Raw genomic sequence first — 25273 nt, forward strand, 5'->3', positions numbered from 1 at the left:
TCGTCCTCGCGCCCATGAGCTTCTCTCCGCCCATCTCCGTTCCTTCTGATGCACTCACCACCCTGCGAGACAGGGGCTACGCCGTCCTGGACCGCGCGGGCCTGTCCGAGCTGGTGGCCATCCCCGCCGCCACGATGGACCTCTGGCGGCCCACCTGGGGTGACCTCCCGGCGGACGGCTACCTGCGCGACGGTGGCCGGTATCGCTCGCGTCGACACTCGTGTTTCATCGTCGACGGCGACACCGTCACCCCCGTGCCCCACCGCGCGCACTGGCAGCCCGTCGAGTACAACGCGCTGCACGGCGGCCTGGAGCGCTGGTTCGAGCCGATGCCTCCCGCCGTCGTCTCGCGGCCCGAGTGGCCCCAACTGCTGAGTCGGCTCGCGGCCCTCGGCTCCGCGCTGAAGGGCGCTCAACCCTGGTACGTGGAGTCGCACCAGTTTCGCATCGACACGACGGATGGCATCGGCCGCCCGACGCCCGAGGGCGCGCATCGCGACGGCGTGGACTTCGTCGTCGTCCTGCTCGTCGGTCGCCAGGGCATCAAGGGCGGCGAGACGCGCGTGTTCGAGGCCGCCGGCCCCAATGGCATCCGCTTCACCCTGACGGAGCCATGGTCGGCGCTGCTGCTCGACGACGAGCGCGTCATCCACGAGAGCACTCCGATTCAACCCGTGGACGGTCAGGGGCACCGTGACACGCTGGTGCTCACCTTCCGCGCGAAGGGTTTCCAGGGGCCCTGACGGTTCCCCTGGCCGCCGCGCGGAGGTCTCAGGTCTTCGGAGTGATGGAGACCTTCAGGCCCTCGGCCCAGACCTTGTGCTCGTCCGCGTAGTACAGGTACGCGCGGCTCGGCGGGCCGGTGTACGTGCCGGGCACGGTGGCCACCAGCGACAGGGGTACTTCCAGGCGCATGCGGGGCTTGAGGCCGCGCCAGTAGAAGACGACGTCGCGACCGCGCACCTCGTAGGCGTCCACCAGTCCCCGCGTCAATAGCTCCTTGAGCTGGTCATGCCGCACCTCCAGCCCGCCCGGTACGCCGAAGATGGCCATCGTCGATGGCAGCGCCTGGTTCGTGCGGTTGAGGACCATGAGCCGTGCCTCGATGGGCTCGCCCTCGGTGAGCTGCTGCTTCGACAGGGACACCTCCAACGCGACCAGGCTCTTCTCCGAGTCGCGCGGCATCCGCGCGCTGTAGGTCACCTCCACCGAGTAGGGCAGCTCCGAACTCCCCTCCATGCGCAGCTCCACCCGGCGTCCTCCAGGGCCGAGCAGGCCGCTCATGTCGGGCAGCTTGAGGGTCTCCTGCGCGGAGGCCTCGAAGCTCACGGGCTCGCCCACCAGGACGTCCTCAACGAAGAGTCCCACCTTGCCCGGTGCCGGCTTCATGGCGTGGACGTCGTAGGCGAGGATGGCGCGCAGCGCGAGCACCGTGCCCTGTGTCGACCCGAAGCGCCCGCCGTCGTTCGAGCGCGCGAGGAACTTCAACGCCTGCCGCGCATTCGTGAGGTAGGCGGGCTCTCGCAGCCACGCCAGCATCGCCAGCGCCGTCGTCTCGATGAGCAGCGATTGCCCCGTGCTGCCGACGACGGATTGCGAACCCCCTTCGACCTCGCCCGTCTTCCCCTGACGTCTGGCGAGCTGGGCCATCAACACCTTCGCGCCCGCGTGGTCGCCGGTGAGCGACAGCACATTGGCGGCCAGCGCCGTCACATAGCTGTTGGAGCTCTTCGCCGCGCTCTTCTTCACGAAGGCGACCTCGCGCTCCAGGTTCCGCGCCATGTCGGCGGGCCGGGGTGCGCTCTCCAGCAAGGCCCAGGTGATGTAGGCGTTGGAGGTGTCCGCCTGGTCTCCTGGAGGTGTGAAGCCGCCTCGCCCGTCGCGTTGTTTCAGCAGCCAGTTCCGCGTGCGCGCCAGCATGGCCCCGTCCACTTCGATGACCTGACGCATCTCCGTGAAGCTCAGCAGGGCGAAGGCTGTCAGCCCTCCGTGGGCGGGGCTCTTGCCGAACCACTCGAAGCCTTGCTCCGGCGTCTCGTAGCCCAGCAGCCGCTGATAGCCCTTCTCCAGTTTCTCCTTCGCCGATTTCACCAGCTCCGCCCGCGCTCCCGGGTGCCGCTGAAAGTATTGGAGCGCCATCGTCATGGGGAACGTGGTGGCGCTGGTCTGCTCGAAGCAGCCGGTCGGCTCGCGGATGAGACGGGCGAACGACTCGGTCATGTTGGCCAGGGGGCCCGGGTACACGACGACGGACGCGCGGATGCTGGCGGGGTCCACCGTGTCTGGCAGGGTGAGGGTGTGGACCGCGGGCTGCGTCCGCGACAGCGCGCCGCCGAAGGACTCGCGTCCTGGGAAGCCCTGGGCCTGGATGGCCAGCGTGCGGGTGACGATATCCGTGTGGCCGCCGGCGCTCGTGGTGAGCTTCACCTCCACGGGCTGGGACTGCTGGCCAATCTCCAGCGTGAGCAGCCGCCGCTCACGCGCTCGCGCCGCGAGGTCCCGAGGCACGTCCCCGGTGAGCTTCACGTCACCGCTCACCTCCGCCTTCACCGCGATGTTCGTCAGCGTGGCGTCTGTCCCGTTCACCAGCGCCACCGGCAGGCGCACCACGTCACCCGAGGTGACCTCGAGCGGCAGCTTCGGCTCCGTGTAGAAGGGCTGCACGGACTCCAGCTCGGCCACGGATGCACCGAGCGCGCCGTCCACGTCCACCGCCCCGGCGAAGGCCTTGAACGTCGTCACCGAGTCGCTCATCGCGAAGCGCACCCGCGCCTCTCCAGTGGCTGCGTCGGTGCGCACGCCCGCATTCCAGTAGAGCGTCTCCGCGAAGTCCCTCCGCTCGCCTTTCTGCCGGTCGGGTGATGCGAGGTGGGCGTACTCGCGTTGATACACGAGGGTGTCCCGTACCCGCGAAAAGCCGACGACCTTCATGCCTTCGAATTTCGCCAGCGCGTCGCGAAGCTCCAAGGGGTTACCGCGCGCCGGGTCGAACGGCCGCTCATTCCCCTCCATCAACAGGTACGCCGAGGCGAGCAGGTCCCTCTGGGCGTTCGGGTCGAAGTACCCCCTGTTCCATTTCTTGGCGCCGGGGGGCGTGCCCCTGCCGCGTCGCAGCTCCGCTTCCAGAGGAGAGGGAGGCCATCGTCGCGAGGTGTGGGCCGCGAGTACGCGCCTTGCGGCCTCGTCGTGGTCCGCCATGAAGGTGAGCGGATCAACGAGCGCGAAGCGGCGCCACCCCTGGGTGCCGAGCAGCAGGTCCGTGGCGAGCGGGGACTTGGGGTTCGAGGTGTCGAGGTAGAGGTGCGCGTCGGCGAGCTCCTTCACCTCGGGCTCCAGCAGGACCATCACCGGAAGCAGGGGCGCGTGCTCGCGCTTCTCCTGGAGCTGGAGGACGGCGTCGTCGGTGACGGTGAGCATCACCAGCGCGGAGACGGGCTTGCCGTCGCGCAGCGTGCGCGCGGTGAGCTCCACCTCGTCGCCCGGCGCATGGTGCGCGCGGTCCGCCTTCAACTCGATGGAGAGTGCGTTCGCGGGCTGGCGGAACAGCAGTCGCTCCGCGAGCGGGCGCCCATCCTCGGTCCACACCGTGGCGATGAGCACGCCGTCCGCAACACCGGCTTCCAGTGTCACGTCGCCGTCTTCGCTCAGCGTCGCCTCCGCGACGCGCACGTCGCGCTGGTTCAGGGTCACCTTCGTGCGGCCCACGCCCGCCGAGTCCACCGCGAGCCGCACCTTCTGGCCAGCGGCGATGACCTCGTCCTTCGCTCGGAGGACCGCGCCCGTGGCCTTCACCTCGGGCAGCGGGAAGGTCTTCTTGATTCCGGCGGGTGAGTCGACGCGCAGCGCATAGCGAACGCCCGCGGTGGGTGTGAGTTCGAAGCGTCCGCGGCCCTCATGCTCGGAGCGGACGACGGAGACCTCCCTTCCCGTCGCGAGGTCCACCACCGCGCCCGTCAGGTCCGCGGGCTTGCGCATGGGCGTCCTCGCCTCGAAGTAGACACGCGAGGTCAGCCCCGCGACCAGGTCTCCGCCCTCTGGACACAGGGCGACGTCGAGCGTCTGGAGCAGGATGGGAATCGTCTTGGCCGCCGTCTCCACCACGCCACCATCCTGGAGGGTGAAGGAGAGCGTGCCGTCGCCGCGCTCGATGGCCTCGGGCAGTTCGAAGCTCACGGTGCAGTGGCCCTGGGCATCCACCTCGCAGGGCTTCTCCGCGACGCTCTTGCCGTCGACGAGCGCGGTGGCGGTGACCTTGGCGCCCTCGGGGATGCCGCCCTCCGCGCGTTGGACCTCCAGGGTGGCGGTGACGGTGTCGCCGGGGCCGTAGCCGTCGCGGAGGAACGCAATCTGGGACTTGAGTCGGGGGGCACGGTAGTCGCGCACGTCGAACTTGCGCATCACCTGGGCGGTGCCCGTAAAGGGGTCGTTGACGACGAGCGTGTATCCCCCGCCGGGCAGGTCGCGAGGGATGGGCCAGGCGTAGCCCCAGACGGAGTCCGAGGTCTCCACCTCGCCCCGTCCGACGATGGTTCCCTGGGGCCCCGTGATTTCGATTTGCCCGCGCCGGGAGGCGACATGGGGCCTGCGGCTGAGGGCCTCGAGCACGAGGCCGCGAATCAAGACCTGCTCGCCCGGGCGGTACATCGGCTTGTCGAGGCTCACGTAGGTGTACGGCCGGTCCTGGGCCGTGAGCGCCTCTGGCCGGGCCCCGGGCCCCCCCACGAACTCCTTCCGGGGGAGCACCGGCACCCGTGGGAAGGTCGTGGCGAGACCCACCAGGACGGCGAGTACCGCGAGCACTCCCAGACTCAGCGAGCGGAACAAGGTCATGTCGGCTCTGTGCGCAGGCGCCGTGGGAAGCTCCACGCCGGCTCATCGCGTGGGGCCGTGGCTCCTCGTACTCCGCGCGACGATACCTCGGAGGCGACCAGGAGTCGCACTCATGGTGTTTCTGTTCCGGGGTTTCTGCTGCAACAGCAGAAGCTTCCAGGAGGCCGTGTTTCGAGGCCGTCCCCCTGGAAGCTCCACGCGGGCTTCAGTGACTCAGGATTTCGGGGCGATGGTGACCTTCACGCCCTCGGTCCAGACCTTGTGCTCGTCGGTGTAGTACAGGTACGCGCGGCTCGCGGGACCGGTGTACGTGCCGGGCACCGACGCCACCAGGGACAGCGGCACGTCGATGCGCTTCTTCGCCTCCATGCCCCGCCAGTACAGGACGACGTCGCGTCCCAGCACCTCGTACGCATCCACCACCTTGCGCTTCACCAGCTCCTTGAGCTGGTCATGCCGCACCTCCAGGCCACCGGGCACGCCGAAGATGGCGACCGCCGTCGGCAGGTGCTGACCGGTGCGGTTGAGGACCATGAGGCGGGCCTCGGTGGGCTCGCCCTCGATGAGCTCGTGCTTCGCCAGGGCCACCTCCAGCGACACCTGCGTCTGCTTGGAGCTGTCCGGCACCAGCGCGTTGAAGGTGACCTCCACCGTGTAGGGCAGCTCCGAACCATCCTCCATGCGCAGCTCCAACTGGCGCCCACCGGGGCCGAGCAGCTTGCTCACGTCCGGCAGCTTGAGCGCCTCCTGCGAAGCACCCGTGAAACTGACCGGCTCACCCACCGGACGGCCCTCCACGAAGACGCGCACCCGTCCCGGGGAGACGTTGGCCGCGTGGGCCTTGTCGTAGGCGATGATGGCGCGCAGCGCGAGCACCGTGCTCTGCGTCGCGCCATAGCGGCCACCGTCGCTGGACTCCGCCATGTACTTCATCGCGCGCTGCACGTTCGCCAGGTACTCCGGCTCGCGCAGCCAGGCGAGCACGGACAGCGCCGTCGTCTCGATTTCGAGCGTGTCCCCCGAGCTGCCGACGATGGACTGCGTGCCGCCGCCCACCACGCCGTTCTGCTGCTGGAGCTTCGCGAGCCTGCCCATCAGCGACCGGGCCGACGCGCTGTCACCCGCGAGCGACAGCACGTTGGCCGCCAGGGCGACGACGTAGCTGTTGGTGCTCTTCGTCGCGGCCTGCTTCACCGCGGCCACCTCGCGCGTCAGCTCCTTCGCCGTGGCGGCCTTCTGGGGCGCGCTCTCCAGCAGCGCCCAGGTGATGTAGGCGTTGGAGGTGTCGGGGTCCTCCACCCAGACGTGCAGCGCGCGGCGCTTGCGGTTGAAGCCGCCCTGACCGTCGCGCTGCTTCAGCATCCATTCGCGCGTGCGCAGCAGCATCTGCGTGTCCACGTTGTGCACCTGCTGCAAGTCCGTGAAGTGGAGCAGGCCGAAGGCGGTGAGGGCCTCGTGGCCCGGGGCCTCGCCGAACCACTCGTAGCCCTGCTCCTTCGTCTCGAAGCCCACCAGTCGCTGGTAGCCCGACGTCAGCTTCTCGCGAGCGGAGGCGACCAGCTCCGGGTTCACCCCCGTGTGCGTCTGGAAGTACTGCTGCGCCATCGTCATGGGGTACGTGGTGGAGCTGGTCTGCTCGAAGCAGCCGCTCGGCTCACGGATGAGGCGCGCGAGCGACTCGGTCAGGTTGGACACGGGGCCCGGGTACAGGGCGATGGTCGCGCGGACGCTGCCGGGCAGCACGCTGTCGGGGAGGGTGATGGTGTGCGTGGCCGGCTTCTTCGAGGACATCAGCCCGCCGAAGGACACGCTGCCCGGGAAGCCTCGGGGCTTGATGGACAGCGTGCGGGTGACGGTGTCCGTGTAGTTGCCCGTGCTCGCGATGAGCTTCAGGTCCACCGGCTGCGACTGCTGGCCAATCTCCAGGGAGAGCAGTTGTCGTCCGCGCCCGTTCGCCGCCAGGTCCATGGTCCGGTTGCCGCTGAGCTTCACGTCGCCCTTCAGCTCCGCCTTCAGCGAGACACCCGTCAGCGCGGCGTCCGTCCCGTTCACCAGCGCCACCGGCAGACGGACGACGTCACCCGACGTCACCTCCAGCGGCAGCTTCGGCTCCACGTAGAAGGGCTGCGAGGACTCCAGCTCCGCGACGGCCGAGCCCAGCTCGCCCCCGTCACCCACCGCGCCGGCCGTGGCCTTGAACGTCGTCACGGAGTCGTTGGTCGCGAAGCGCACGCGGACCTCGCCGGTGCGCGCGTCGGTGCGCACGCCCGCGTTCCAGTAGAGCGTCTCCGCGAAGTCCACCCGGTCCCCGGACTTGCGGCCCGGTCGCGTCACGTGCGCGTACTCACGCAGGTAGATGAACGACGAGGGCACCCCCGGCTCCTGCCACACCGGAGCCGCCATCCCACGGCCGGCGTGCGCCCTCTTCTTCCGGGGCTGCTCATCCTGGATGGGAGCCTCGAGGACCTCCATCGCCACCTTGAGGTCCGCCGGAGCCTGCATCTCTGGCGCCCTGGCCAGAACGGGCTCAGCCGCGGGAGGGGCAGGAGGTGGGGGAGCCACGGCGGCCGCGGGAGCAGCCACCGCGCCCTTCAAGGCCCTGTCTTCATCCCTGAACGCCAGGCCATCGCCCGCGCCCTCCGCCATCTCCACGTCTTCCGGGGCCGCTTCGGCCCGCATGAACCGCCTGGAGACCTTGGGCAGGCGTTGATTCCGGTCCGCCTTGTCTCGAAGGCCCGGCAACCGCAGCGACGCATGCATCGCGAGCGTCCGCAGGGCCGCGTCTCCGTGGCTGGACATGAAGGTGCGCGGGTGGATGAACGCGAAGCGCCTCCAACCCTGGGTGCCCAGCAGCAGGTCCACCGCGAGGCGCGATTTCGGGTTCGTCTTGTCGAAGTAGAGCTGCGCGTCGGCGAGCTCCTTCACCTCGTGCTCCAGCAGCACCATCACCGGCAGCGACGGTGCCTGCTCGCGCTTCTCCTGGAGCTGCAGCACCGCGTCGTCGGTGACGGTGAGCATCACCAGCGCGGAGACGGGCTCGCCGCCGCGCAGGGTGCGCGCCGTCAGCTCCACGGGCGCGCCCGGCTCATAGCGGGTGCGGTCCGCCTTCAGCTCCACGGTGATTTCCTTCGCGGGCTGGCGGAACACCAGTCGCTCCGCCAGGGGCCGCCCGTCCGCGTCCCACACCGTGGCGATGAGCACGCCATCCGCCTTGCCCGGGTCCAGCGTCACGGGGTTCTCGTCCTCGGCGTCGAGCACCGCCGAGGCGACGCGCACCTCGCGCTGGCTCAGCGTCACCGACGTCCGGCCCACGCCCGTGTTGCTCACGACGAGCCGCACCAGTCCGCCCGGCGCAATCACATCCTCGCGCGCGCGGATGACCGCGCCTGTCGCCTTCACGGTGGGCAGCGGGAAGGTCTTCTTGATGCCGGCCGGTGAGTCGATGCGCAGCGCGTAGCTCGTGTCAGCGCGAGGGGTGAGCTCGAAGCGGCCCCGGCCCTCGTGCTCCGAGCGCACGGTGGCGACAATCCTGCCCGTCTTCGTATCCAGCACCACGCCCGTGAGGTCCGCGGGCTTGCTCGCGGGAGTGCGCGCCTCGAAGTACACGCGCGACGTCAGTCCCGCCACCAGCTCACCGCCCTCCGGGTACATCGCCAGGTCCAGCGTCTGGAGGAGGATGGGAATCGTCTTCGCCGCCGTCTCCACCACGCCGCCATCCTGGATGGTGAAGGCCAGCGTCCCTTCACCGCGCTCCATGGCCTTCGGCAGGTTGAAGCGGACGGTGCAGCGGCCCTGCGGGTCCACCGCGCAGGTCTGCTCGGCCACGCTGGCGCCGTCGACGAGCGCGGTGGCGGACACCTTCGCCGTCTCGGGCACGCCGCCCTCGGCGCGTGTCACGTCGAGCGTCGCGGTGACGGTGTCCCCGGGGCCGTAGCCGTCGCGGAGGAACTGGACCTGCGTCTTCAGGCGGGGCGCGCGGTAGGCACGCACCTCGAACTTGCGCTCCACCGGGGCTCCGGACGTCCAGGGGTCGCTGACGCGCAGGGTGTACTCACCACCGGCCTGTCCGGCGGGGATGGACCACGAGTAGCCCCAGGCCGTCTCAGGGGAGGACACCCGGCCCTGGGCGATGAGGTCTCCCCGGGGGCCGCGAACCTCGATGACGGCGTTCACTCCGCCCGTCATGGGCTTGTGGGTGAGGGCCTGGAGCACGAGCCCGCGCACCAGGACGGACTCTCCCGGGCGGTAGAAGGGCTTGTCGGTGGAGACGAAGGTGAGGGGGCGGTCGCGACCCTCGGGAGACGGAGCATTGGGGCGGGCGGCGAGCACCAGGCCAGGCACCAGCAGGACTGACGCGGCGAGGCCCAGGGCGCGGAGCACCCCGAGGAGGCGCGGGACAGGGAGGGTCATGTTGGCTCTGAACGGCTGACCGCGTGGGAAGTTCTGGACGGTGGGGTGATCAGCGCGCTCCCCGTGCCTGGGCGTGCTGACGTCCCCAGGAGCACAGGGACTCGAGCAGGGGCCGCAGGGTGAGGCCCAGGGGTGTCGCTTCGTACTCCACGCGGGGCGGAACTTCGGCGAAGACCTCGCGGCTCACCACGCCGTGTGCCTCCAGCTCACGGAGTTGCTGAATCAGGACCTTCTGGGTGATGCCGGGGATGAGGCGCTGCAGCTCGGACAGGCGGCGCCGGTGCTCCAGCAGATGCCACAGCACATGCAGCTTCCAGCGCCCGCCAATCACTCGCAGCGCCCGCTCGGCCGGAACCTCGGGAAGGTTCTTCATCGTCGTCGCTCCATGCTGACCTCCAGGTGGGTATCCCACGACGAAGTGGGTAGAGGCCATTGGCGAGGCCATGGCTCACTGCCTTCCGGAGGTGCGCGCATGAAGGTCGTGAGGCTGGCCCGCAACGGTGGGCCCGAGGTGCTGACGTACGAAGAAGTCCCGACTCCCACGCCCGGCGAGGGACAGGTCCGGGTGCGAGTGAAGGCCATCGGTCTCAACTTCGGGGACACCGTCATCCGGCAGGGAGATGCTCCTGTCCGGCTCGAGTTTCCCTTCATCCCCTGCATGGAGGCGGCGGGAGTCGTGGAGGCCCTCGGGCCGGGCGTAACGGGGGTGGGCGTGGGCGCGCGGGTAGTCATTCCGCTCTTCGTCGCGGGAAGGTTGGGAGGCGCCGCCGCCGAGTCCCTCGTCGTGGAGACATCGCTGCTGGTGCCCCTGCCCGATGCCATCAGCTTCGAGCAGGGCGCGGCGATGATGCTCCAGGGGCTCACCGCGCTGTGGATGTTGGCGCACGTGCCTCCGGCGGGGAGGGTGGTGCTGGTCCACGCGGCGGCTGGGGGCGTGGGCTCCTGGCTCGTGCAACTCGCCAGGCTCAAAGGGGCCCGGAGCGTCATCGCCACGGCGAGCACGCCGGAGAAGCTCGCGGTGGCGCGGAGGCTCGGCGCGGACGTGGTGGTGAGCTACGCGGAGCCGGACTGGCCGGCGCGGGTCCGCGTGGAGACGGAGGGGCGAGGCCCGGACGTCATCTACGACCAGGTGGGCGGGGAGGTGCGGCGGCTCGGGTTGGAGGTGCTGGCCATCCAGGGCACGCTCGTCATCTACGGCGGCGCGGCGACGCACCAGCTCGGCGAGTTGGACTCGGCGCAGGTGCTGGGGCTCTACAGCCGCAATCAGTTCGTCACGGGCTTCTCGGGCTGGCCGCTGTTCGGTGTGCCGGGCTTGCTCGCGCGGAGCTACGACGAGCTGTTCACGCTGGTGGGCTCGGGTCAGGTCGAGGTGCTCATCGGCCAGCGATATCCGCTCGCGGACCTCGCCCAGGCGCACCGCGCGCTGCGGGCCCGTGAGACGACGGGCAAGGTGCTGCTCATTCCCTGAGCCCGCGAGGGCAGGACTCGGCGTGTCGTCGGTGGGAGCACGGGGTGCGGGTGGCCAGGGCGCCGGGGTTGGGCGAAGCTGGCCCATCGGAATGGGAGCTGGCGCGCCGTGTTGGAGGCCGCGCCGCGCCGCCATCAGGAGATGAGGACATGGGCAGGTTGTTTGTCGTGCCGCTGCTGACCGGGCTGTTGACCGCTTCCTCGGCGATGGCGGAGGAGGACCCCTTCCTGTGGCTGGAGGAGGTGCAGGGGCAGCGGGCGCTGGAGTGGGTGCGCGCGCAGAACGCCAGAACGGAGGCGGTGCTGGAGAAGGACCCGCGCTTCGAGCCGTTCCAGGCCGAGGCGCTGCGCATCTTCACCGCCACGGACCGCATCCCCACGCCGTCCTTCCGCGCCGGTGGCGTGGACACCCTCTGGCAGGACGCGACGAACCCGCGCGGCCAGTGGCGGCACACCACGACGGACGGCTACGCGAGCGCCACCATCCCCTGGGAGACGGTGCTGGACGTGGATGCGCTGGCGAAGAAGGAGGGCGCGCCCTGGGTCTTGAAGGGCCACGACTGCCTGCCCCCCGCGGACCTGCGATGCGTCGTCTTCCTCTCCAACGGCGGCAAGGACGCGGTGGAGTCGCGCGAGTTCGACGCGGGCACGAAGCAGTTCGTCGAGGGCGGCTTCCGACTGAAGGAGGGCAAGCCGTCCGTGTCGTGGCTGGACATGGACACGCTGCTCGTGGGTCAGGACTGGGGCGGTGACACCCTCACCGAGTCCGGTTACCCCTACGTGCTCAAGCGCTGGAAGCGCGGCACTCCGGTGGAGCAGGCGACCGAGGTCTTCCGGGGCGAGCGCAAGGATGTGTCCGCCTCCCCCATTGTGTTGCACGACGCGGACGGGCAGCTCCAAGGGGTGCTCATCAATCGCGCGGTGACGTTCTACGAGTCGGAGCTGTTCCTGCTCGGAGACGCGGCGCCGGTGCGGTTGCCCTTTCCGCGCAAGGTGTCCTTCCAGGCGTTCGTCCAGGGACAGGTCGTCTTCACGATTGAAGAGGACTGGGGCCGCTTCAAGCAGGGGGCGCTGCTGGCCTGGTCGCTGGACGCGCTGAAGCAGGACGCCGCGAAGGCGAAGCCCACGCTCATCTTCCAGCCCGGGCCGCGTCAGGCCATCGAGCGCGTGTCGGCCACGCGCACCCGGCTGCTCGTCAACCTGTACGAGGACGTGAAGGGCGCGCTGGATGTCTACTCGTCGAGCAAGGGCCGCTGGACTCGCAAGCGACTGGCGATGCCGAAGAACGCGGCGGTGGAAATCGTCGCCACGTCGTCCTCGCACGAGAAGCTGTTCGCCGGCGCGGAGGGCTTCCTGGAGCCGACGTCGCTGTGGCTCGGTGACGCGGCGTCGGGCTCGGTGAAGCAGGTGAAGTCGCTGCCGGCGCGCTTCGATGCGACGAAGCACCGGGTGGAGCAGTTCTGGGTGAAGTCGAAGGACGGGACGAGGGTGCCGTACTTCCTGGTGCGGCCCCTGAAGCCCAAGGCGGGCGGCGTCACGCCGACGGTGGTGTACGGCTACGGCGGCTTCCAGGTCTCCAAGCCGCCCATGTACCTGCCGGAGATGGGCAAGTTGTGGCTGGAGCGCGGTGGGGCGTACGTCGTCGCCAACATCCGGGGCGGTGGCGAGTTCGGCCCGCGCTGGCATCAGGCCGCGCTGCGCGAGAATCGTCAGCGGGCGTTCGACGACTTCGCCGCCGTGCTGGAGGACCTGGTCCGCCGCAAGCTCACCTCCCCGAGTCACATCGGCATCTACGGGCGCTCCAACGGAGGGGTCCTCACCAGCGTGGTGATGACGCAGCATCCGGAGCTGCTCAACGCGGCCGTCATCGAGAGCCCGCTCATCGACATGATGCGCTACCCGAAGCTGCCGGCGGGCGCGTCGTGGGTGGGCGAGTACGGCGACCCGTTCGTCCCCGAGGACGCGGCGTTCATCTCCAAGTACTCCGCCTATCAGAACCTCAAGCCGGGCGTGCGCTACCCCAAGCCGTACATCACCACCAACACGAAGGACGACCGCGTGCACCCAGGCCATGCGCGCAAGTTCGCCGCGAAGCTGGAGGCCATGGGGCTGCCGTATCTGTACTTCGAGAACACCGACGGCGGGCACTCCAACGACTCCGACCCGATGCTCAACGCGCGTCGGTGGGCGCTGCACCACGTCTATCTGTCGCAGCAGTTGATGGACTGAGCGCTCAGCTCACGCTCTCCGCGCTGTAGCGGGCGATGAGGCCCGTGCGCACGGCGTGGCGGAACACGCGGGTGAAGAACAGGGCGGCCAGCAGGATGTAGAGCATGGCGAGGCCGCCCCCCATCAGCACCGTCGTCCACGACACCGAGCCCCCCGCGACGATGGTGCGCATGCCCTCGAACACGTACGACGGGGGCAGGAGCCGGGAGATGGCCTGCATCCACGAGGGCAGGGTGGACAGCGGGTAGAAGACGCCGACGAACGGGGACAAGAGCGCGGGGATGGGCCAGATGAACCACTCCGCGGAAGGGCCCAGTCGCAGCACCACCGCCGTGCCGACGATGCCGAGCGCGATTCCGAACAGGAACAGCACCAGCAGGAACGGCACCAGCATGGCGCCATAGACGAGCATCGACAGGCCGAACACCGCGCCCGCGACGACAATCATGACGACGAGTCCCACCGAGCTGGTCGCGATGCTGGAGAGCACCAGCCCGGTGACGTACTCGGCGATGGTCATGGGGGTGGCGAAGACGTTGAGGAAGTTGCGTGACCAGACGTCCTCGAAGAACGCCATCGTCACGCCCTGCATCACCCGGGTGAGGAAGTCCCAGAGGAGCACCGCGCCGAGCAGCGCCGGCAGGAGGTCCATGCCCGGCTCGCGGGTGATGGTGCCCAGGTAGCGGGTGATGAAGCCCCACAGGACGATGTCGATGGCCACCCAGACGAAGAGGGGGAAGACGCGCGAGGGGCTTCCGCGCAGCAGGTAGAACTGGCGCAGGACGATGGCGGCGGCGCGGGACAGGCGCATGGCTAGGCGTGCTCCAGGGCGAGGGGCTCGCGGGCCACGGTGATGAACAGCTCCTCCAGCGTCGCCTTGCCGTGCTCCTGGGGCAGCTTGCGCGGGTCTCCCTGGAGGAGCACCTTGCCGCGCGACATGAAGAGGACGCGGTCACACACCTCTTCCACCTCGTACATGTTGTGGGAGGTCCACAGCACGCCGCCGGTGCCCTTCGCGGTGAAGTCGCGGATGCGAGCGCGGATGTCACGCGCCGTCGACGGGTCCAGCGAGGCGGTGGGCTCGTCGAGCAGCAACAGCTGGGGCCGGTTGAGCATGGCCTTGGCGAGCGCGACGCGCGTCTGCTCTCCCGAGGACAACACGCCGCACTTGGTGTCGCGGAAGCGCGCGAGGTCGAACTCCTGGAGGAGGGCCTCGATTCGCTCGGAGACGCGCTTCACGCCGTAAATCATGCCGAAGTAGCGCAGGTTCTGGACGACGGTGAGGTTGCCGGGGAGCGGCGCGTAGACGGCGGCGAAGTTGGTGTACTCGAGCGCCTGCGAGCGGCGTTTGGAGAGGTCCACGCCCTGGATGTGGATGGCGCCGGAGGTGGGCTCGAGGACGCCGAGCACCATGTTGATGGTCGTCGTCTTGCCGGCGCCGTTGGGGCCGAGCAGTCCGACGATTTCGTTGCGGCCGACCTCGAAGGAGATGCCATCCACGGCGACGGTGCTCGCGTAGGACTTGCAGAGCTCGCGGACGGAGAGCACCGGTGGATTGCTGGAGGATTCGGCCATGTCGGGGGTGGAGCGTCCTGCGTCAGTTGTGAAGCTTCTCGTGCTTGCCGAGCATCTCGACGTACTCGGCGATTTTGCGCGCGCGCGTCTCGGCCTTCTTCACGTGGTGGATGCGGAAGAGCACCGCGTAGCGGTTGACGGAGTTGAGGGTGGCGAAGAACGCCTCCGCGCGGGGATTGGCGGCCAGGGCCGCGGCGAGGTCGGCGGGCACGGTGATTTTGCTCTGGGATTCGTAGGCGGCCTCCCAGCGTCCGTTCTGTTTCGCGTTCTCGATTTCGGCCAGCCCCGAGGGCTTCATCCGGCCCGCGGCGATGAGGGCGAGCGCCTTGTCGCGGTTGATGGTCGACCAGATGCTGCGCGGGCCGCGCGGGGTGAATCTCAGGATGTAGGCCGTGTCGTCGAAGCGGCCCTTCTGGCCGTCAATCCATCCCCACGTCAGCGCGACCTCCAGCGCCTCCTGATAGGTGAGCGAGGCGGGGCTGTGGCCCTTCTTGGTGAGCTTGAGCCACGCGCCGCGCGAGGTGGCGGCGTGCTTCTGGAGCCATGTGTCGAAGGCATCCATGTTCGCGAAGAAGACGATGGGTAGCTCGCCAGTCGGCGTCGCGGTGGCGGAGGCACCTGGAGTGGATGCCGGCTTTGGGGTCGCCACCTGGCTCGGCGTGGGAGCCCGTGGTTTGGACGTTGCCTTCCGGGCCGGGGCCTTCGCGGGAGCAGGCTCCTCGGGCGTTGCATTCCGGGCCATGGGCTTGCGGGGAACAGCCTGCTCGGGCACCGACGGCTTCTGGGCCGGAGACTTCTTCCTCGCGGACAGGGTCTTCTTGGCGGGGCTCATCGGGGCCGGCTTGTACCACGGGGCCGCGGAGGCGGAGGGCTGGTGAGGCGCTACTGCCGCAGCCGCCAGTCATCCTCGGCGGCCTGTCTCACCGACACGGGAATGGAGGGAGGTCCTCGCACGGTGCTCAGCCAGGCTTCCTTCATCTGCTTCGCACACCACGCCGGTGGCATGCGACCGACGAGTTGAAGGCATGGGGCCAGTATGCACGGGCCCCATGGTGGCGGTAGCGTCCCGGCGCATGCGCACTCTTTACGGGTTGAGCTACTCGGGTTGGACGGAGAAGGCCCGCTGGGCGCTGGACCACCACCGCGTGGACCACCGCTACCGTGAGCACATGCCGCTCATCGGTGAGCTGGCCCTGCGCTGGCGCACCCCGAAAGGCACGCATCCCTCCGTGCCGCTGTTCGTCGAGGAGGACGTCGCGACGACGGGCTCGTTCGCCATCGCCCGCCGCGCCGAGGCGCTGGGGCAGGGCTCGGCCTTGTTCCCCGCCAACGCGATGGCCGCCATCCAGCGCTGGGAGGCGGTGAGTGACCAGGTGTTGAGCATCGCCCGCGCCAGCGTGGTGAGCCGCCTGCTCCACAACCCGCGCGCGCAGGCGGAGAGCCTGCCCTCGTTCATCCCGGGTTTCCTCCGGGGCGTGTCCGCTCCGACGGCGCGGCTGGGCGCGCGCTTCATCGCACGCAAGCACAAGGCCATGGCGGACCCGGAGGCGGCGATTCGTCAGACGGCCATCCCCGCGCTGGAGCATCTGCGCGCCGAGCTTCGTGGACGGCCCTACTTGGAGGATGGCTTCACCTACGCGGACATCACCGCGTGCGCCATGCTCCAGTTCGCGCGGCCGGTGGATGATGCGTGGCTGCCGCTCGGGCCGGGGACGCGCGAAATCTGGCATCACGAGTCACTGTCCGCCGCGTTCCCCGACCTGCTCGCGTGGCGCGACGACCTGTATGCGAAGCACCGCCGCCCCCAGGCCCGAGCGTTGGGCGTTAGAAGCGGCGGCGCGGCGTCCCGCACGGGGTGACGAGGGACGCGGTTCGTTACTGGAAGCCGGAGGATGGACGGCCCGAGCGGGTGGGGGACTACAAGTCCGTCATTGGGATGCGCATCGACACCACGAAGGTGGGTGATGCTCAGGTGTTCCGCACCTGGGGCTGGGGCCTGGGACTCATCGTCTCCGAGGGCATCAAGGAAGCCCTGGAGCGTGAGCGGACTCCCGGCGCGAGGTTCACCGAGGTCTAGAGTCCAGGCTCCAGTTGCATGATTCGTGGACCCCCCAGGAGGGGCTCATGTCGCCACGTTGGTGTGTCGTGCTGCTCGGTCTGGTGATGGGGCTGGGGTGCTCCTCGGCCCGGGTTGTCCGCCTCGATACGGGTCAAGAGTCCTTCGCCTTGACGCCGCACGAGGAGGAGGGCGCGGAGCTGAGCGAGGCCCGACTCCGGGATGAAGAGTTCGATGTCGCGGTGAAGTCGCTGGCACGCGATGTCGCTCCTTCGCGCAATCCAATGAGTCAAGCCCGTGAGTTGTTTGGACTCCCTTCCCGCAGCGGGCTGTACCTCTACGAGGAGCGAACGCACCGACTCTCCGCCAGGGGTGAGCGCGCGTCCGATGGGCCCCATTTGCTGGAGGCGTATGCGGACGAGGAGATGACCCAGGCCTATGGTCGATGGTGCCAGCACAAGGGCACGCCGAGAGACTGTCTGCGTCTTCTTGATGAGGGGCCGCTGCTAGGGAGTGATGGCAAGTATGTGCTGTCGATGGCCATCGCCATGGGCTCGGTCTGGGAAGAGACGGCCGAGGCGCTGGAGGACATGACCGACCCCCAGGCGGTCCTCTCGATGGTGACAGCCTCGGTGACGATGTACATGCTCCTGTGGGCCTTGCCCGAGCCGGTGAGCAAAGGCGTGGCCGCCATCCTGACCTCGGTGGCGATTGCCTATCTGGGCGTGGATACAGTGCTGAGCATCATCGGTGGATGGGTGACCCTCGTGCGGGATGTGGAACGGGCCACCACGTTCGAACAGCTCGATGAAGCGGGTGGGGCATTTGGTGAAGTGCTCGGGGAGAACGCAGCACGCACCTTCGTGATGTTGGCGACGGCCGCCATCGGCAATACGGCGGGGCTGGCGGCGAAATCAGCGAGCCTGCCCGGCTCCGCGCAGGCCGCGCTCGCCGTTGAGTCGCAGGCGGGCTTCCAGTTCGCGGCGGTGGGAGGGGTTCGCGCGGTAGCCGTGTCGGGTGAGGGCTTCACGATTGCGCTCGCGCCCAACGCGCTGGCCATGGCGGAAGGGGGAAAGGCGGGGTCCCGCAAGAAGCAGTGGCACCACCTTGCAACCGACAAGAACGAGCGCTCCGCCGCGCGAGGCGGACCTTGGACGCCGGAGTTCAGGCGACTCTTCAGGAAGGCAGGGATGGAGCTGAAAGACTCCGAGAACATCGTGAAGGTGCGCGGGCACAAGGGGCCTCACCCCCAGGAATACCATCAGGCGGTTTTTGACCGACTTCGGGACGCGACGATGACATGTCGCACCGTTGCGGCATGTCGTAAGGCGCTGACCGATGAACTTCGACAGTTGGCTACGGAAGTCTCGACGGAGGGAACAGAGCTCCATCGGCTCGTGACTCGGGGCAAATGAAGTTGAGAGGATGCCCGAGATGCCGAACCGCTACTTCAGGCTGACGGAAGACATGCGAGCTGGGAACTGGGACCTGGGAGACCTCCAGGACGAACACGGCCAGCAAGTGGATGACCCCTATGTGTTCGCGGCGGGAAGGCCCATCGCCACCCAGGGTCATCTTTCGGTTCCCATCGATGAGCCCGGGAGGCGATTGGACTTCTGCACCGCGGGACTCGGCGTCGCGCCCGTTGTTCACGTTCGGGTAGCAACCCTCTTCGCGGAGCTGGCGCCCGACGACGTGCAGCTTGTTCCCGTGGCCATCAAAGGCCACCTGGACATGTACCAGGTCCTGGTGGCCACGAAGCTCATCCACTGCATTGACGACAATGCTTCCGCCGAGGTGCGGTACTGGAAGCCGGAGCACGGCCAGCCCGAGCGAGTCGGCGACTACAAGTCCGTCATCGGGATGCGCATCGACACGTCGAAGGTCGGCGACGCCAAGGTGTTTCGCACGCGAGGCTGGGCCGTTGCCCTCATCGTCTCCGAGGACATCAAGGCAGCCCTGGCGCGTGAGCGGACCACCGGCGCGAAGTTCACCGAGGTCTGACTCACCACGCCCCGGACGCACGAACGGCGCCGGCTCCGCGAGCCTTCGCGGAAGCACGGCGCCGTGGCGCACGCGGCGCTACTTCTTCTTCGCGGGCGGAGGACCCTGCTGCATGCGCTGACGAATCATTTCCTGAATCTGCTCGGGCGTCTTGCCCTGGAGGTCCTCGGGCTTGAAGGACCCCATGATGGGGGGCGCGGCGCTGGCGGCGTCCAGCTCCTGGTAGCCCGCGGGGACGGCGAAGAGCGAGGCGGGCTGCGCGCCCATCTGGATGTTGGTGACGTCGATGTCCGCCTGGACCTTGCCCTGCTTGTCGAAGGTCTGGCTGCGCACGTAGGCGACCTCGGGGAGGTCGGTGGGGCGCCAGACCTTCTGGCGCTGGATGCTGCCCTCGGCGCCGGGAGGAACGCCCTCGTAGACGACGGTGGGGTGGCCGTTGACCTTCTCGGTGCCGACCTTCTTGAAGCCCTGCTCCTTGAAACAGGCGTCGAAGTCCTGGTCCTTGCCCACACAGGTGCCGGGAATCTTCACCGACATGTCATCGAGGCTGCGGCTGGTGGCGGCCTTCCTCGAGTGGAAGAGGGTGGTGCCGGTGCGCTTGTCCCAGTCGAAGATGATGGACATGCCGCCGGGGACCTCGGCGGGCGCCAGGTCCATGCGCATCATCCCCGGACGGCCGTACATCTTGCCCTTCGTCTCCGGGGGCGCGCCCTTCTGTCCGGGCAGTGGGGCGCTCTTCACGCGCAGGTCCCCGACCCAGTCGGCGAGGGCAGGCGTGGACAAGAGCAGCGTGGCGGCGAGGACTCCCGACAGCGTGTGACGAACCGAGAATGAGCTCATGCGGTGCACCACAATCCAGGCGCCACATGGCTGTCAAACCCGTCCCCGGACACACGAACGGCGCCGGCCTCGTGAAAGGCACGGCGCCGTGGGCGCAGGCGGGAAGTGACTTCCGGGCCTCAGCCCGGCTGGCAGACCTGCCGGAGGATATCGAGCGACTCCAGCGCCTTGCCCGCGCCCATCACGACGGCGGAGAGCGGGTCCTCCGCGAGGAACACGGGCAGGCCCGTCTCCTCGCGCAACAGCGTGTCCAGGTTCTTCAGGAGCGCGCCACCACCGGCCAGCACAATGCCCCTGTCGGCGATGTCACCCGCCAGCTCCGGAGGCGTGCGCTCCAGCGTCAGCTTCACGGCCTCGACGATGCCGTTGACGGGCTCTGCGAGCGCGTCGCGGACTTCGTCGCTGGACACCGTCAGCGTGCGCGGCACACCGGCCACCAGGTCGCGACCCTTGATCTCCATGGTCATGACCTCGTCCGTCGGGTACGCGGTGCCAATGCCCATCTTGATGAGCTCGGCCGTGCGCTCACCGATGAGCAGGTTGTACTTGCGCTTCACGTACTGAATGATGGCTTCGTCCAGCTTGTCGCCGCCGATGCGCACGCTCTTGGCGAACACGATGCCGGCCAGGCTGATGACCGCGACGTCGGACGTGCCGCCGCCGATGTCCACAATCATGTTCCCGCTGGGCTCCGTCACCGGAAGGCCCGCGCCGATGGCCGCCGCCATGGGCTGCTCAATCAGGTAGACCTCGCGCGCGCCCGCGTTCGCCGCCGCCTCACGCACCGCGCGGCGCTCCACCTCGGTGATGCCGGAGGGGATGCCGATGATGATGCGCGGATTGACCAGCGTCTTGCGGTTGTGCGCGCTCTGGATGAAGTAGCGCAGCATCGCCGCCGTGATTTCGAAGTCGGCGATGACGCCGTCCTTCATCGGCCGGATGGCAACGATGTTGCCCGGCGTCCGCCCCAGCATCTCCTTGGCTTCCTTGCCCACCGCGAGGACCTTCTTGCCCCCGCGCGCGTCATGCTGGACGGCCACCACAGAGGGCTCGTTGGACACGATGCCCTGACCGCGGATGTAGATGAGCGTGTTCGCCGTCCCGAGGTCGATGGCGAGGTCGCGCGAAAAAAGGGTGTGAAGCCAGTCGAACATACGAGGGCGGAAACTTTCGAAGAGTCGGCGGAATTTCCCGCTGGCGCGTGGGAAGAGCGGTCGCGAAGGTACTACGCGACGCGGCACGGAGGAAGAAAAGCCGGCGGCGCTCCAATAACCGCCTGGGGGGCAGTCGGCCACCGGACTTGGAGACCCGAGGCTCGGGGGCTCAGGGAGCCGCTTCCGAGTGGGCCTGCTCGAAGCGCGCGGCCACCACGCCGGCCTGCTCCGCCTGGCCTTCTGGCAGGCACACGGGCAATTCCCCCGCCTGTTCCGCCTCCCGGTACTCGGGGGTGTGGCGCAGGGCCTCGCTGGTGACGTGGAGCAGCCCGTCCCGGACCGGCTCGAACATCAGCGCGGTGAGGTACCAGGCGGGCGCGTAGTCCAGGCGGATGAGGCCGTGCACGCTCCACCGGTGCGGCGCGTAGTCCCACGGGCAGCGGCCGAGCAGCTTGCGCAGCATCCACCCCGTGGCGTACTCCGCGCCGAAGATGAGGGCGGTGTAGGCCAGCGCCCTCAGGGGCCGAGGCAGGGGCTTGAGCCGCGCGGAGACCTCCTCCAGCGCCAGCGCCGTGCCTCCATAGATGGGGTGCATCCACAGGTAGGTCCGCGCCGTCGCGCTCCGGTCCCTGCTCAAGGCCGCGCCAGCCCCGGTGAAGAGGACCTCCAACACCCAACCCGTGCACCCGTAGAGCAAGAATCGTGAAAGCACGCCCTCAAGTTAGGGCCGATCCTCGCAACCGGCAGGCCCTGCCCCACGACGAATCGACGCCTGCCGTCGATGTGCACGGGTGGACGTTCTCCCCCTCCACACGGAAGGGCCCCGCGCCCCTTCACCAACGCGCGGGTGCGCCGCGCGCGGGGGAGGACATGGCCCTACAGGTCTGTGACGCGCCGGCCTGGAGCAAGGCGTCAGCCTCACGCGTCAGCGAGCGCGACAACCAGTGGAGCAGCTGTCCCGCGCCAGGAGCCTGGCTCCAGCGGACTGGCGAGCGTGAGGCAGGGCGCGCTTTACGGGCCCAGGTCCGGCGTAGTACCTGAACGAGTGATGCGCTCCCCCGGCACGACATCGCGAATGCCCGGCTCCGGGAGCGAGACGCTCCGGACGGTGCTGCTCGCCTTGGGGGTGAGCCTCGTCCTGGCCACTGTCTTTCGCGCCGAGGCCGCCGAGTGCCCCACCGTGTGGGCCTCCGAGCGGAGCTTCTACCTGGACAGCGGCGCGACCTCCGTCCGCCAGGGCTCGAAGTCCTCGAAAGGGCCTTCACGTCGGTGGGGCGCGCAGTTCCACGTCACCGACCTGGGGGGCTGGGACTCGGGTCTGCACGTCGGCTCCGGCCTCGCCTTCACCCCGCCGTCCTCCGCGCGAGGCCGCGCCGCCTTCGAGCCGGACCTCCAGGCGCTCCATCGCTGGGGCCGTGAGCGGCGTCACGCCGTCGCGCGCGTCACCTTGAGAGAACGTCGGTCCGCGGCGGCCCCCACTTCGAGCGGGGATATCGCGGACCGTCCCTCCATCGTCACCCGGCCGTTGCGCGGTCCTCCCCGGGGCCGCTGAGCCGCGAGCGTCGTGCCGGCTTCGTCCGGCGCTTGTTCGAGCCCGCGCTCATTTCCGGCGTTACGACGTCTTTTCCTTTCCTTCGCGCGCGACGGCCTTTGTCTCCGATTTCCTCGGAGCGACGGCGGGTCGTGTCCCATCCGAGTTTTTCATTTTTGAGGTGACCTGATGCACGGAGCCCACGAGGTCCTCCAGGCCATTGCCATTGTCCTGTGCGTCGCCGCGGTGACGACTGTTCTCTTCCAGAAGCTGCGACAGCCCGTGGTGCTGGGCTACATCCTCGCGGGGCTCGTCGTGGGGCCCTTCGTGCCGATTCCGCTGGTGGCCAATCCAGAGGTCGTCACGACGCTGTCGGAGCTGGGCGTCATCCTGCTCATGTTCTCGCTGGGGCTGGAGTTCAGCCTGCGCAAGCTGTTCTCCGTGGGCTTCACCGCCGGCGTCACCGCCGTCATCCAGTGCAGCATCATGGTGTGGCTGGGCTTCGTGGTGGGGCGGGCCTTCGGGTGGACGACGCTGGAGAGCCTCTTCACCGGCGCGCTCATCGCCATCTCCAGCACCACCATCATCGCCAAGGCGTTCGACGAGCAGGGCATCCGGGGCAAGCTGCGGGAGCTGGTGGTGGGGGTGCTCATCGTCGAGGACCTCATCGCCGTGCTGTTGATGGCGACCCTGACGGCCGTCTCCACGGGCGCGGGCCTGAACGTGAAGGACCTCACGCTCACCACGGGCAAGCTGGTGGCGTTCCTGGTGGGGCTGGTGGCGGTGGGCCTGTTCATCATCCCCCGGGCCATGCGCGCGGTCATCAAGCTGAACCGGCCGGAGACGACGCTCGTGACGAGCGTGGGCATCTGCTTCGCGGTGGCGCTGCTGGCGCAGTCGTTCGGCTACTCGGTGGCACTCGGCGCGTTCCTCGCGGGCTCGCTGGTGGCGGAGTCGGGCGAGGAGAAGCTGGTGGAGCACCTGGTGCAGCCGGTGCGCGACATGTTCGCGGCCATCTTCTTCGTGTCGGTGGGCATGCTCATCAACCCGGAGCTCATCGTCGAGCACTGGGCGGCCATCCTCGTGCTCACCGCGGTGGTCATCCTGGGCAAGCTGCTCAGCGTGACGCTGGGGGCGTTCCTCACGGGCAACGGCACGCGCACGTCCGTCCAGGCGGGCATGAGCCTGGCGCAGATTGGTGAGTTCTCCTTCATCATCGCGGGCCTGGGGCTGTCCTTGAAGGCGACGGGCTCGTTCATCTATCCGGTGGCGGTGGCCGTGTCGGCCATCACCACGCTGACCACGCCCTTGCTCATCAAGGTGTCGGGGCCGGTGGCGACGTGGGTGGACCGCAAGCTGCCCAAGCCGCTGCAGACCTTCGTCACGCTGTACGGCACCTGGGTGGAGCGGCTGCGGCAGGCGCCCCGGCGCGAGACGCTGGGCGCGGACGTGCGGCGGCTGATTCGCCTGCTGGTGCTGGACGCCGTGCTGCTGGTGACGCTGGTGATTGGCACGACGATGTCGGCCGAGCGCATGGCGGGCTTCGTCGAGACGCGCACGGGGCTGGACGAGGACGTGTCCAAGAACGTCATCCTCGGCGGCGCGGTGCTGCTGTCGGTGCCGTTCATCCTGGGCGTCATCGGCATCGCCCGGCGGCTGGGCGCCACGCTGGCGGAAGCCGCGCTGCCGGCGCGCAAGGACGGCAAGCTGGACCTGGCCGCGGCGCCCCGGCGGGTGCTGCTCGTCACGCTGCAGGTGGGAATCGTCCTGTTGGTGGGCATCCCCGTCGTCATGGTGACGCAGCCCTTCCTCAAGGGCGCCACCGGTCCCCTCATCGTGCTGACGCTGGTGGGCGCGCTGGGGGTGGCGTTCTGGCGCGGCGCCACCAACCTGCACGGACACGTGCGCGCCGGAGCGCAGGTCATCGTCGCGGCGCTGGCGGCGCAGTCCCACTCGAAGGAGCCGGGCGGGGACGAGCACGCGCTGGACCACGTCCAGGGCCTGTTGCCGGGCCTGGGCGCTCCGGCGTCCGTGCGGCTGGAGGAGAAGAGCCCGGTGGCGGGCAAGACGCTGGCCCAGGTGAACCTGCGCGGCCTCACCGGCGCGACGGTGCTCGCGATTCAGCGCGGTGAGGAGAGCCTTTCCGTGCCCACCGCGCAGGAGGTGCTGAGGGCCGGAGACGTGCTCGCGCTGACGGGCACGTGCGAGGCGGTGGACGCGGCCAAGGCGCTCTTGATGGGTGTGGAGCCCGCGTCGCCGCCGCCCGAACCGCCGGCGCCGGAGACGCGGGCCCACGGGTAGCACCGCCCCGGTGGGGGCGGTGGCCGTGTCCCGCCGCCCCTACCGCTTCAGCGCGTACTTGCCGATGACGTAGAGGGCGCGCACGCCGTCCTTCCAGCCAATCTTCTTGCCCTCTTCGTACGTGCGCCCGTGGTAGCTGATGGGCACCTCGAAGATGCGCCAGTTGCCTCGGGCCACCTTGGCGGTGATTTCGGGCTCGAAGCCGAAGCGGTTCTCCTCCACCTCGACGGAGCGCAGCACCTCGGCGCGGAAGGCCTTGTAACAGGTCTCCATGTCCGTGAGGTTCAGGCCGCTCGTCATGTTGGAGAGCGTGGTCAGCATGTTGTTGAGCACGGTGTGCCAGAAGTACAGCACCCGCCGGGGCGTCCCCGTGAAGCGACTGCCGAAGACGACGTCCGCCTCTCCATCCAGGATGGGCTGAATCACCTTCGGGATGTCCTTGGGGTCGTATTCCAGGTCCGCGTCCTGAACGAGGATGATGTCCCCCGTCGACTCCGCGAAGCCGCGCCGCAGCGCGGCGCCCTTGCCCTGGTTCTGCTCCTGGAAGAGCACCCGGACTTCGTTCCGGTTCTTGGGGGTTCCCCCCAACACACCCACGCCCTGTTCCGCGAGCTGTTGGAGCAGCTCCCGACTTCCGTCCCGGGAGCAATCGTCCACCAGGACAAGCTCCTTCGGAAAGTCGACGGCGATGCAGCGGCGCAGCAGCTCCGCGAGCGTGGGAATCTCATTGTAAACGGGGATGACGAGAGAGACGAGCATGGCGTTGAGCCCTCTACCTCATTTCGCGGGGGAGGGCGACTGTCCAGCACCCGGCGCGTGGAGCCGGGGTGAATGCCCTTTCCTCTCGCGCCAGTGTGAGATGGGGGGGTAGCAAGA

18 protein-coding genes and 1 pseudogene are annotated in these 25273 nt (G+C 68.9%); 9 read left to right on the top strand and 10 right to left on the bottom strand.

Annotation, left to right across the window (positions count from 1 at the left end; genetic code table 11):
* Positions 1 to 14: 14 nt before the first annotated feature.
* Entirely contained in the window at positions 15 to 743 is a 729-nt protein-coding gene (locus HUA74_RS07990) for a 2OG-Fe dioxygenase family protein (RefSeq protein ID WP_174454040.1), read from the top strand.
* Positions 744 to 771: 28 nt separating this feature from the next.
* Here the strand turns inward: HUA74_RS07990 and HUA74_RS07995 are convergent, their stop codons facing one another.
* From HUA74_RS07995 to HUA74_RS08005, 3 genes are all read right to left on the bottom strand, one after another.
* The gene (locus HUA74_RS07995) at positions 772 to 4830 is read right to left on the bottom strand and encodes an MG2 domain-containing protein (RefSeq protein ID WP_174454041.1); all 4059 of its coding nucleotides are present in this window, start codon (positions 4828 to 4830) and stop codon (positions 772 to 774) included.
* 213 nt (positions 4831 to 5043) lie between these two features.
* Entirely contained in the window at positions 5044 to 9240 is a 4197-nt protein-coding gene (locus HUA74_RS08000) for an MG2 domain-containing protein (protein WP_174454042.1), read from the bottom strand.
* Between the two features lie 49 nt (positions 9241 to 9289).
* Entirely contained in the window at positions 9290 to 9613 is a 324-nt protein-coding gene (locus HUA74_RS08005; RefSeq protein ID WP_141641356.1) for a helix-turn-helix domain-containing protein, read from the bottom strand.
* Between the two features lie 99 nt (positions 9614 to 9712).
* Between HUA74_RS08005 and HUA74_RS08010 the strand changes: the two genes are divergently transcribed.
* Together HUA74_RS08010 and HUA74_RS08015 are read left to right on the top strand one after the other, a co-directional pair.
* Positions 9713 to 10708: a zinc-binding dehydrogenase gene (locus HUA74_RS08010; RefSeq protein ID WP_174454043.1), complete on the top strand. Its 996-nt coding sequence runs from the start codon at positions 9713 to 9715 to the stop codon at positions 10706 to 10708.
* 149 nt (positions 10709 to 10857) lie between these two features.
* The gene (locus tag HUA74_RS08015; protein ID WP_174454044.1) at positions 10858 to 12936 is read left to right on the top strand and encodes a prolyl oligopeptidase family protein; all 2079 of its coding nucleotides are present in this window, start codon (positions 10858 to 10860) and stop codon (positions 12934 to 12936) included.
* Positions 12937 to 12940: 4 nt separating this feature from the next.
* Here HUA74_RS08015 and HUA74_RS08020 read toward each other — a convergent pair whose 3' ends face one another.
* Genes HUA74_RS08020 through HUA74_RS08030 form a run of 3 tightly spaced genes read right to left on the bottom strand, consistent with a single transcriptional unit; the run spans position 12941 to position 15343 of the window.
* Positions 12941 to 13747, bottom strand: coding sequence for an ABC transporter permease (locus HUA74_RS08020; protein ID WP_174454045.1), 807 nt, complete (start codon positions 13745 to 13747; stop codon positions 12941 to 12943).
* A gap of 2 nt (positions 13748 to 13749) precedes the next feature.
* Positions 13750 to 14511, bottom strand: a complete 762-nt coding sequence (locus HUA74_RS08025; RefSeq protein WP_141641352.1) for an ABC transporter ATP-binding protein — start codon at positions 14509 to 14511, stop codon at positions 13750 to 13752.
* 22 nt (positions 14512 to 14533) lie between these two features.
* Positions 14534 to 15343 carry a YdeI family protein gene (locus tag HUA74_RS08030; protein WP_254624967.1) on the bottom strand — a complete coding sequence of 270 codons (810 nt, stop codon included), beginning with the start codon at positions 15341 to 15343 and terminating at the stop codon, positions 14534 to 14536.
* Between the two features lie 241 nt (positions 15344 to 15584).
* Here HUA74_RS08030 and HUA74_RS08035 point away from each other — a divergent pair, with 241 nt between their 5' ends.
* From HUA74_RS08035 to HUA74_RS08050, 4 genes and pseudogenes are all read left to right on the top strand, one after another.
* Positions 15585 to 16370 carry a glutathione S-transferase family protein gene (locus tag HUA74_RS08035; protein WP_174454046.1) on the top strand — a complete coding sequence of 262 codons (786 nt, stop codon included), beginning with the start codon at positions 15585 to 15587 and terminating at the stop codon, positions 16368 to 16370.
* 5 nt (positions 16371 to 16375) lie between these two features.
* Positions 16376 to 16588 (top strand): annotated as a pseudogene (locus HUA74_RS08040) (hypothetical protein); the annotation flags it as partial.
* Positions 16589 to 16635: 47 nt separating this feature from the next.
* Positions 16636 to 17982, top strand: coding sequence for an AHH domain-containing protein (locus HUA74_RS08045; protein WP_174454047.1), 1347 nt, complete (start codon positions 16636 to 16638; stop codon positions 17980 to 17982).
* Positions 17983 to 18001: 19 nt separating this feature from the next.
* On the top strand, positions 18002 to 18571 hold the full coding sequence (locus HUA74_RS08050) for an imm11 family protein (protein ID WP_174454365.1): 570 nt from the start codon (positions 18002 to 18004) through the stop codon (positions 18569 to 18571).
* Positions 18572 to 18649: 78 nt separating this feature from the next.
* Here the strand turns inward: HUA74_RS08050 and HUA74_RS08055 are convergent, their stop codons facing one another.
* From HUA74_RS08055 to HUA74_RS08065, 3 genes are all read right to left on the bottom strand, one after another.
* The gene (locus tag HUA74_RS08055; RefSeq protein ID WP_141641348.1) at positions 18650 to 19411 is read right to left on the bottom strand and encodes a hypothetical protein; all 762 of its coding nucleotides are present in this window, start codon (positions 19409 to 19411) and stop codon (positions 18650 to 18652) included.
* A 119-nt stretch (positions 19412 to 19530) separates the two neighbouring features.
* The gene (locus HUA74_RS08060; RefSeq protein ID WP_141641347.1) at positions 19531 to 20565 is read right to left on the bottom strand and encodes a rod shape-determining protein; all 1035 of its coding nucleotides are present in this window, start codon (positions 20563 to 20565) and stop codon (positions 19531 to 19533) included.
* 169 nt (positions 20566 to 20734) lie between these two features.
* Positions 20735 to 21277, bottom strand: a complete 543-nt coding sequence (locus tag HUA74_RS08065) for a hypothetical protein (RefSeq protein WP_141641346.1) — start codon at positions 21275 to 21277, stop codon at positions 20735 to 20737.
* Positions 21278 to 21640: 363 nt separating this feature from the next.
* Here HUA74_RS08065 and HUA74_RS08070 point away from each other — a divergent pair, with 363 nt between their 5' ends.
* On the top strand, positions 21641 to 22117 hold the full coding sequence (locus HUA74_RS08070; protein ID WP_174454048.1) for a hypothetical protein: 477 nt from the start codon (positions 21641 to 21643) through the stop codon (positions 22115 to 22117).
* A 168-nt stretch (positions 22118 to 22285) separates the two neighbouring features.
* A complete protein-coding gene (locus tag HUA74_RS08075; RefSeq protein WP_174454049.1) occupies positions 22286 to 24397 on the top strand; it encodes a cation:proton antiporter in 2112 nt (703 codons plus the stop codon).
* Positions 24398 to 24436: 39 nt separating this feature from the next.
* Here HUA74_RS08075 and HUA74_RS08080 read toward each other — a convergent pair whose 3' ends face one another.
* Positions 24437 to 25156 (bottom strand): glycosyltransferase family 2 protein, encoded by a 720-nt coding sequence (locus tag HUA74_RS08080; protein ID WP_174454050.1) that lies wholly within the window; start codon positions 25154 to 25156, stop codon positions 24437 to 24439.
* Positions 25157 to 25273: the final 117 nt, after the last annotated feature.

Origin of the sequence: Myxococcus sp. CA051A (assembly GCF_013336705.1) — a bacterium.
Lineage (GTDB): Bacteria > Myxococcota > Myxococcia > Myxococcales > Myxococcaceae > Myxococcus > Myxococcus llanfairpwllgwyngyllgogerychwyrndrobwllllantysiliogogogochensis.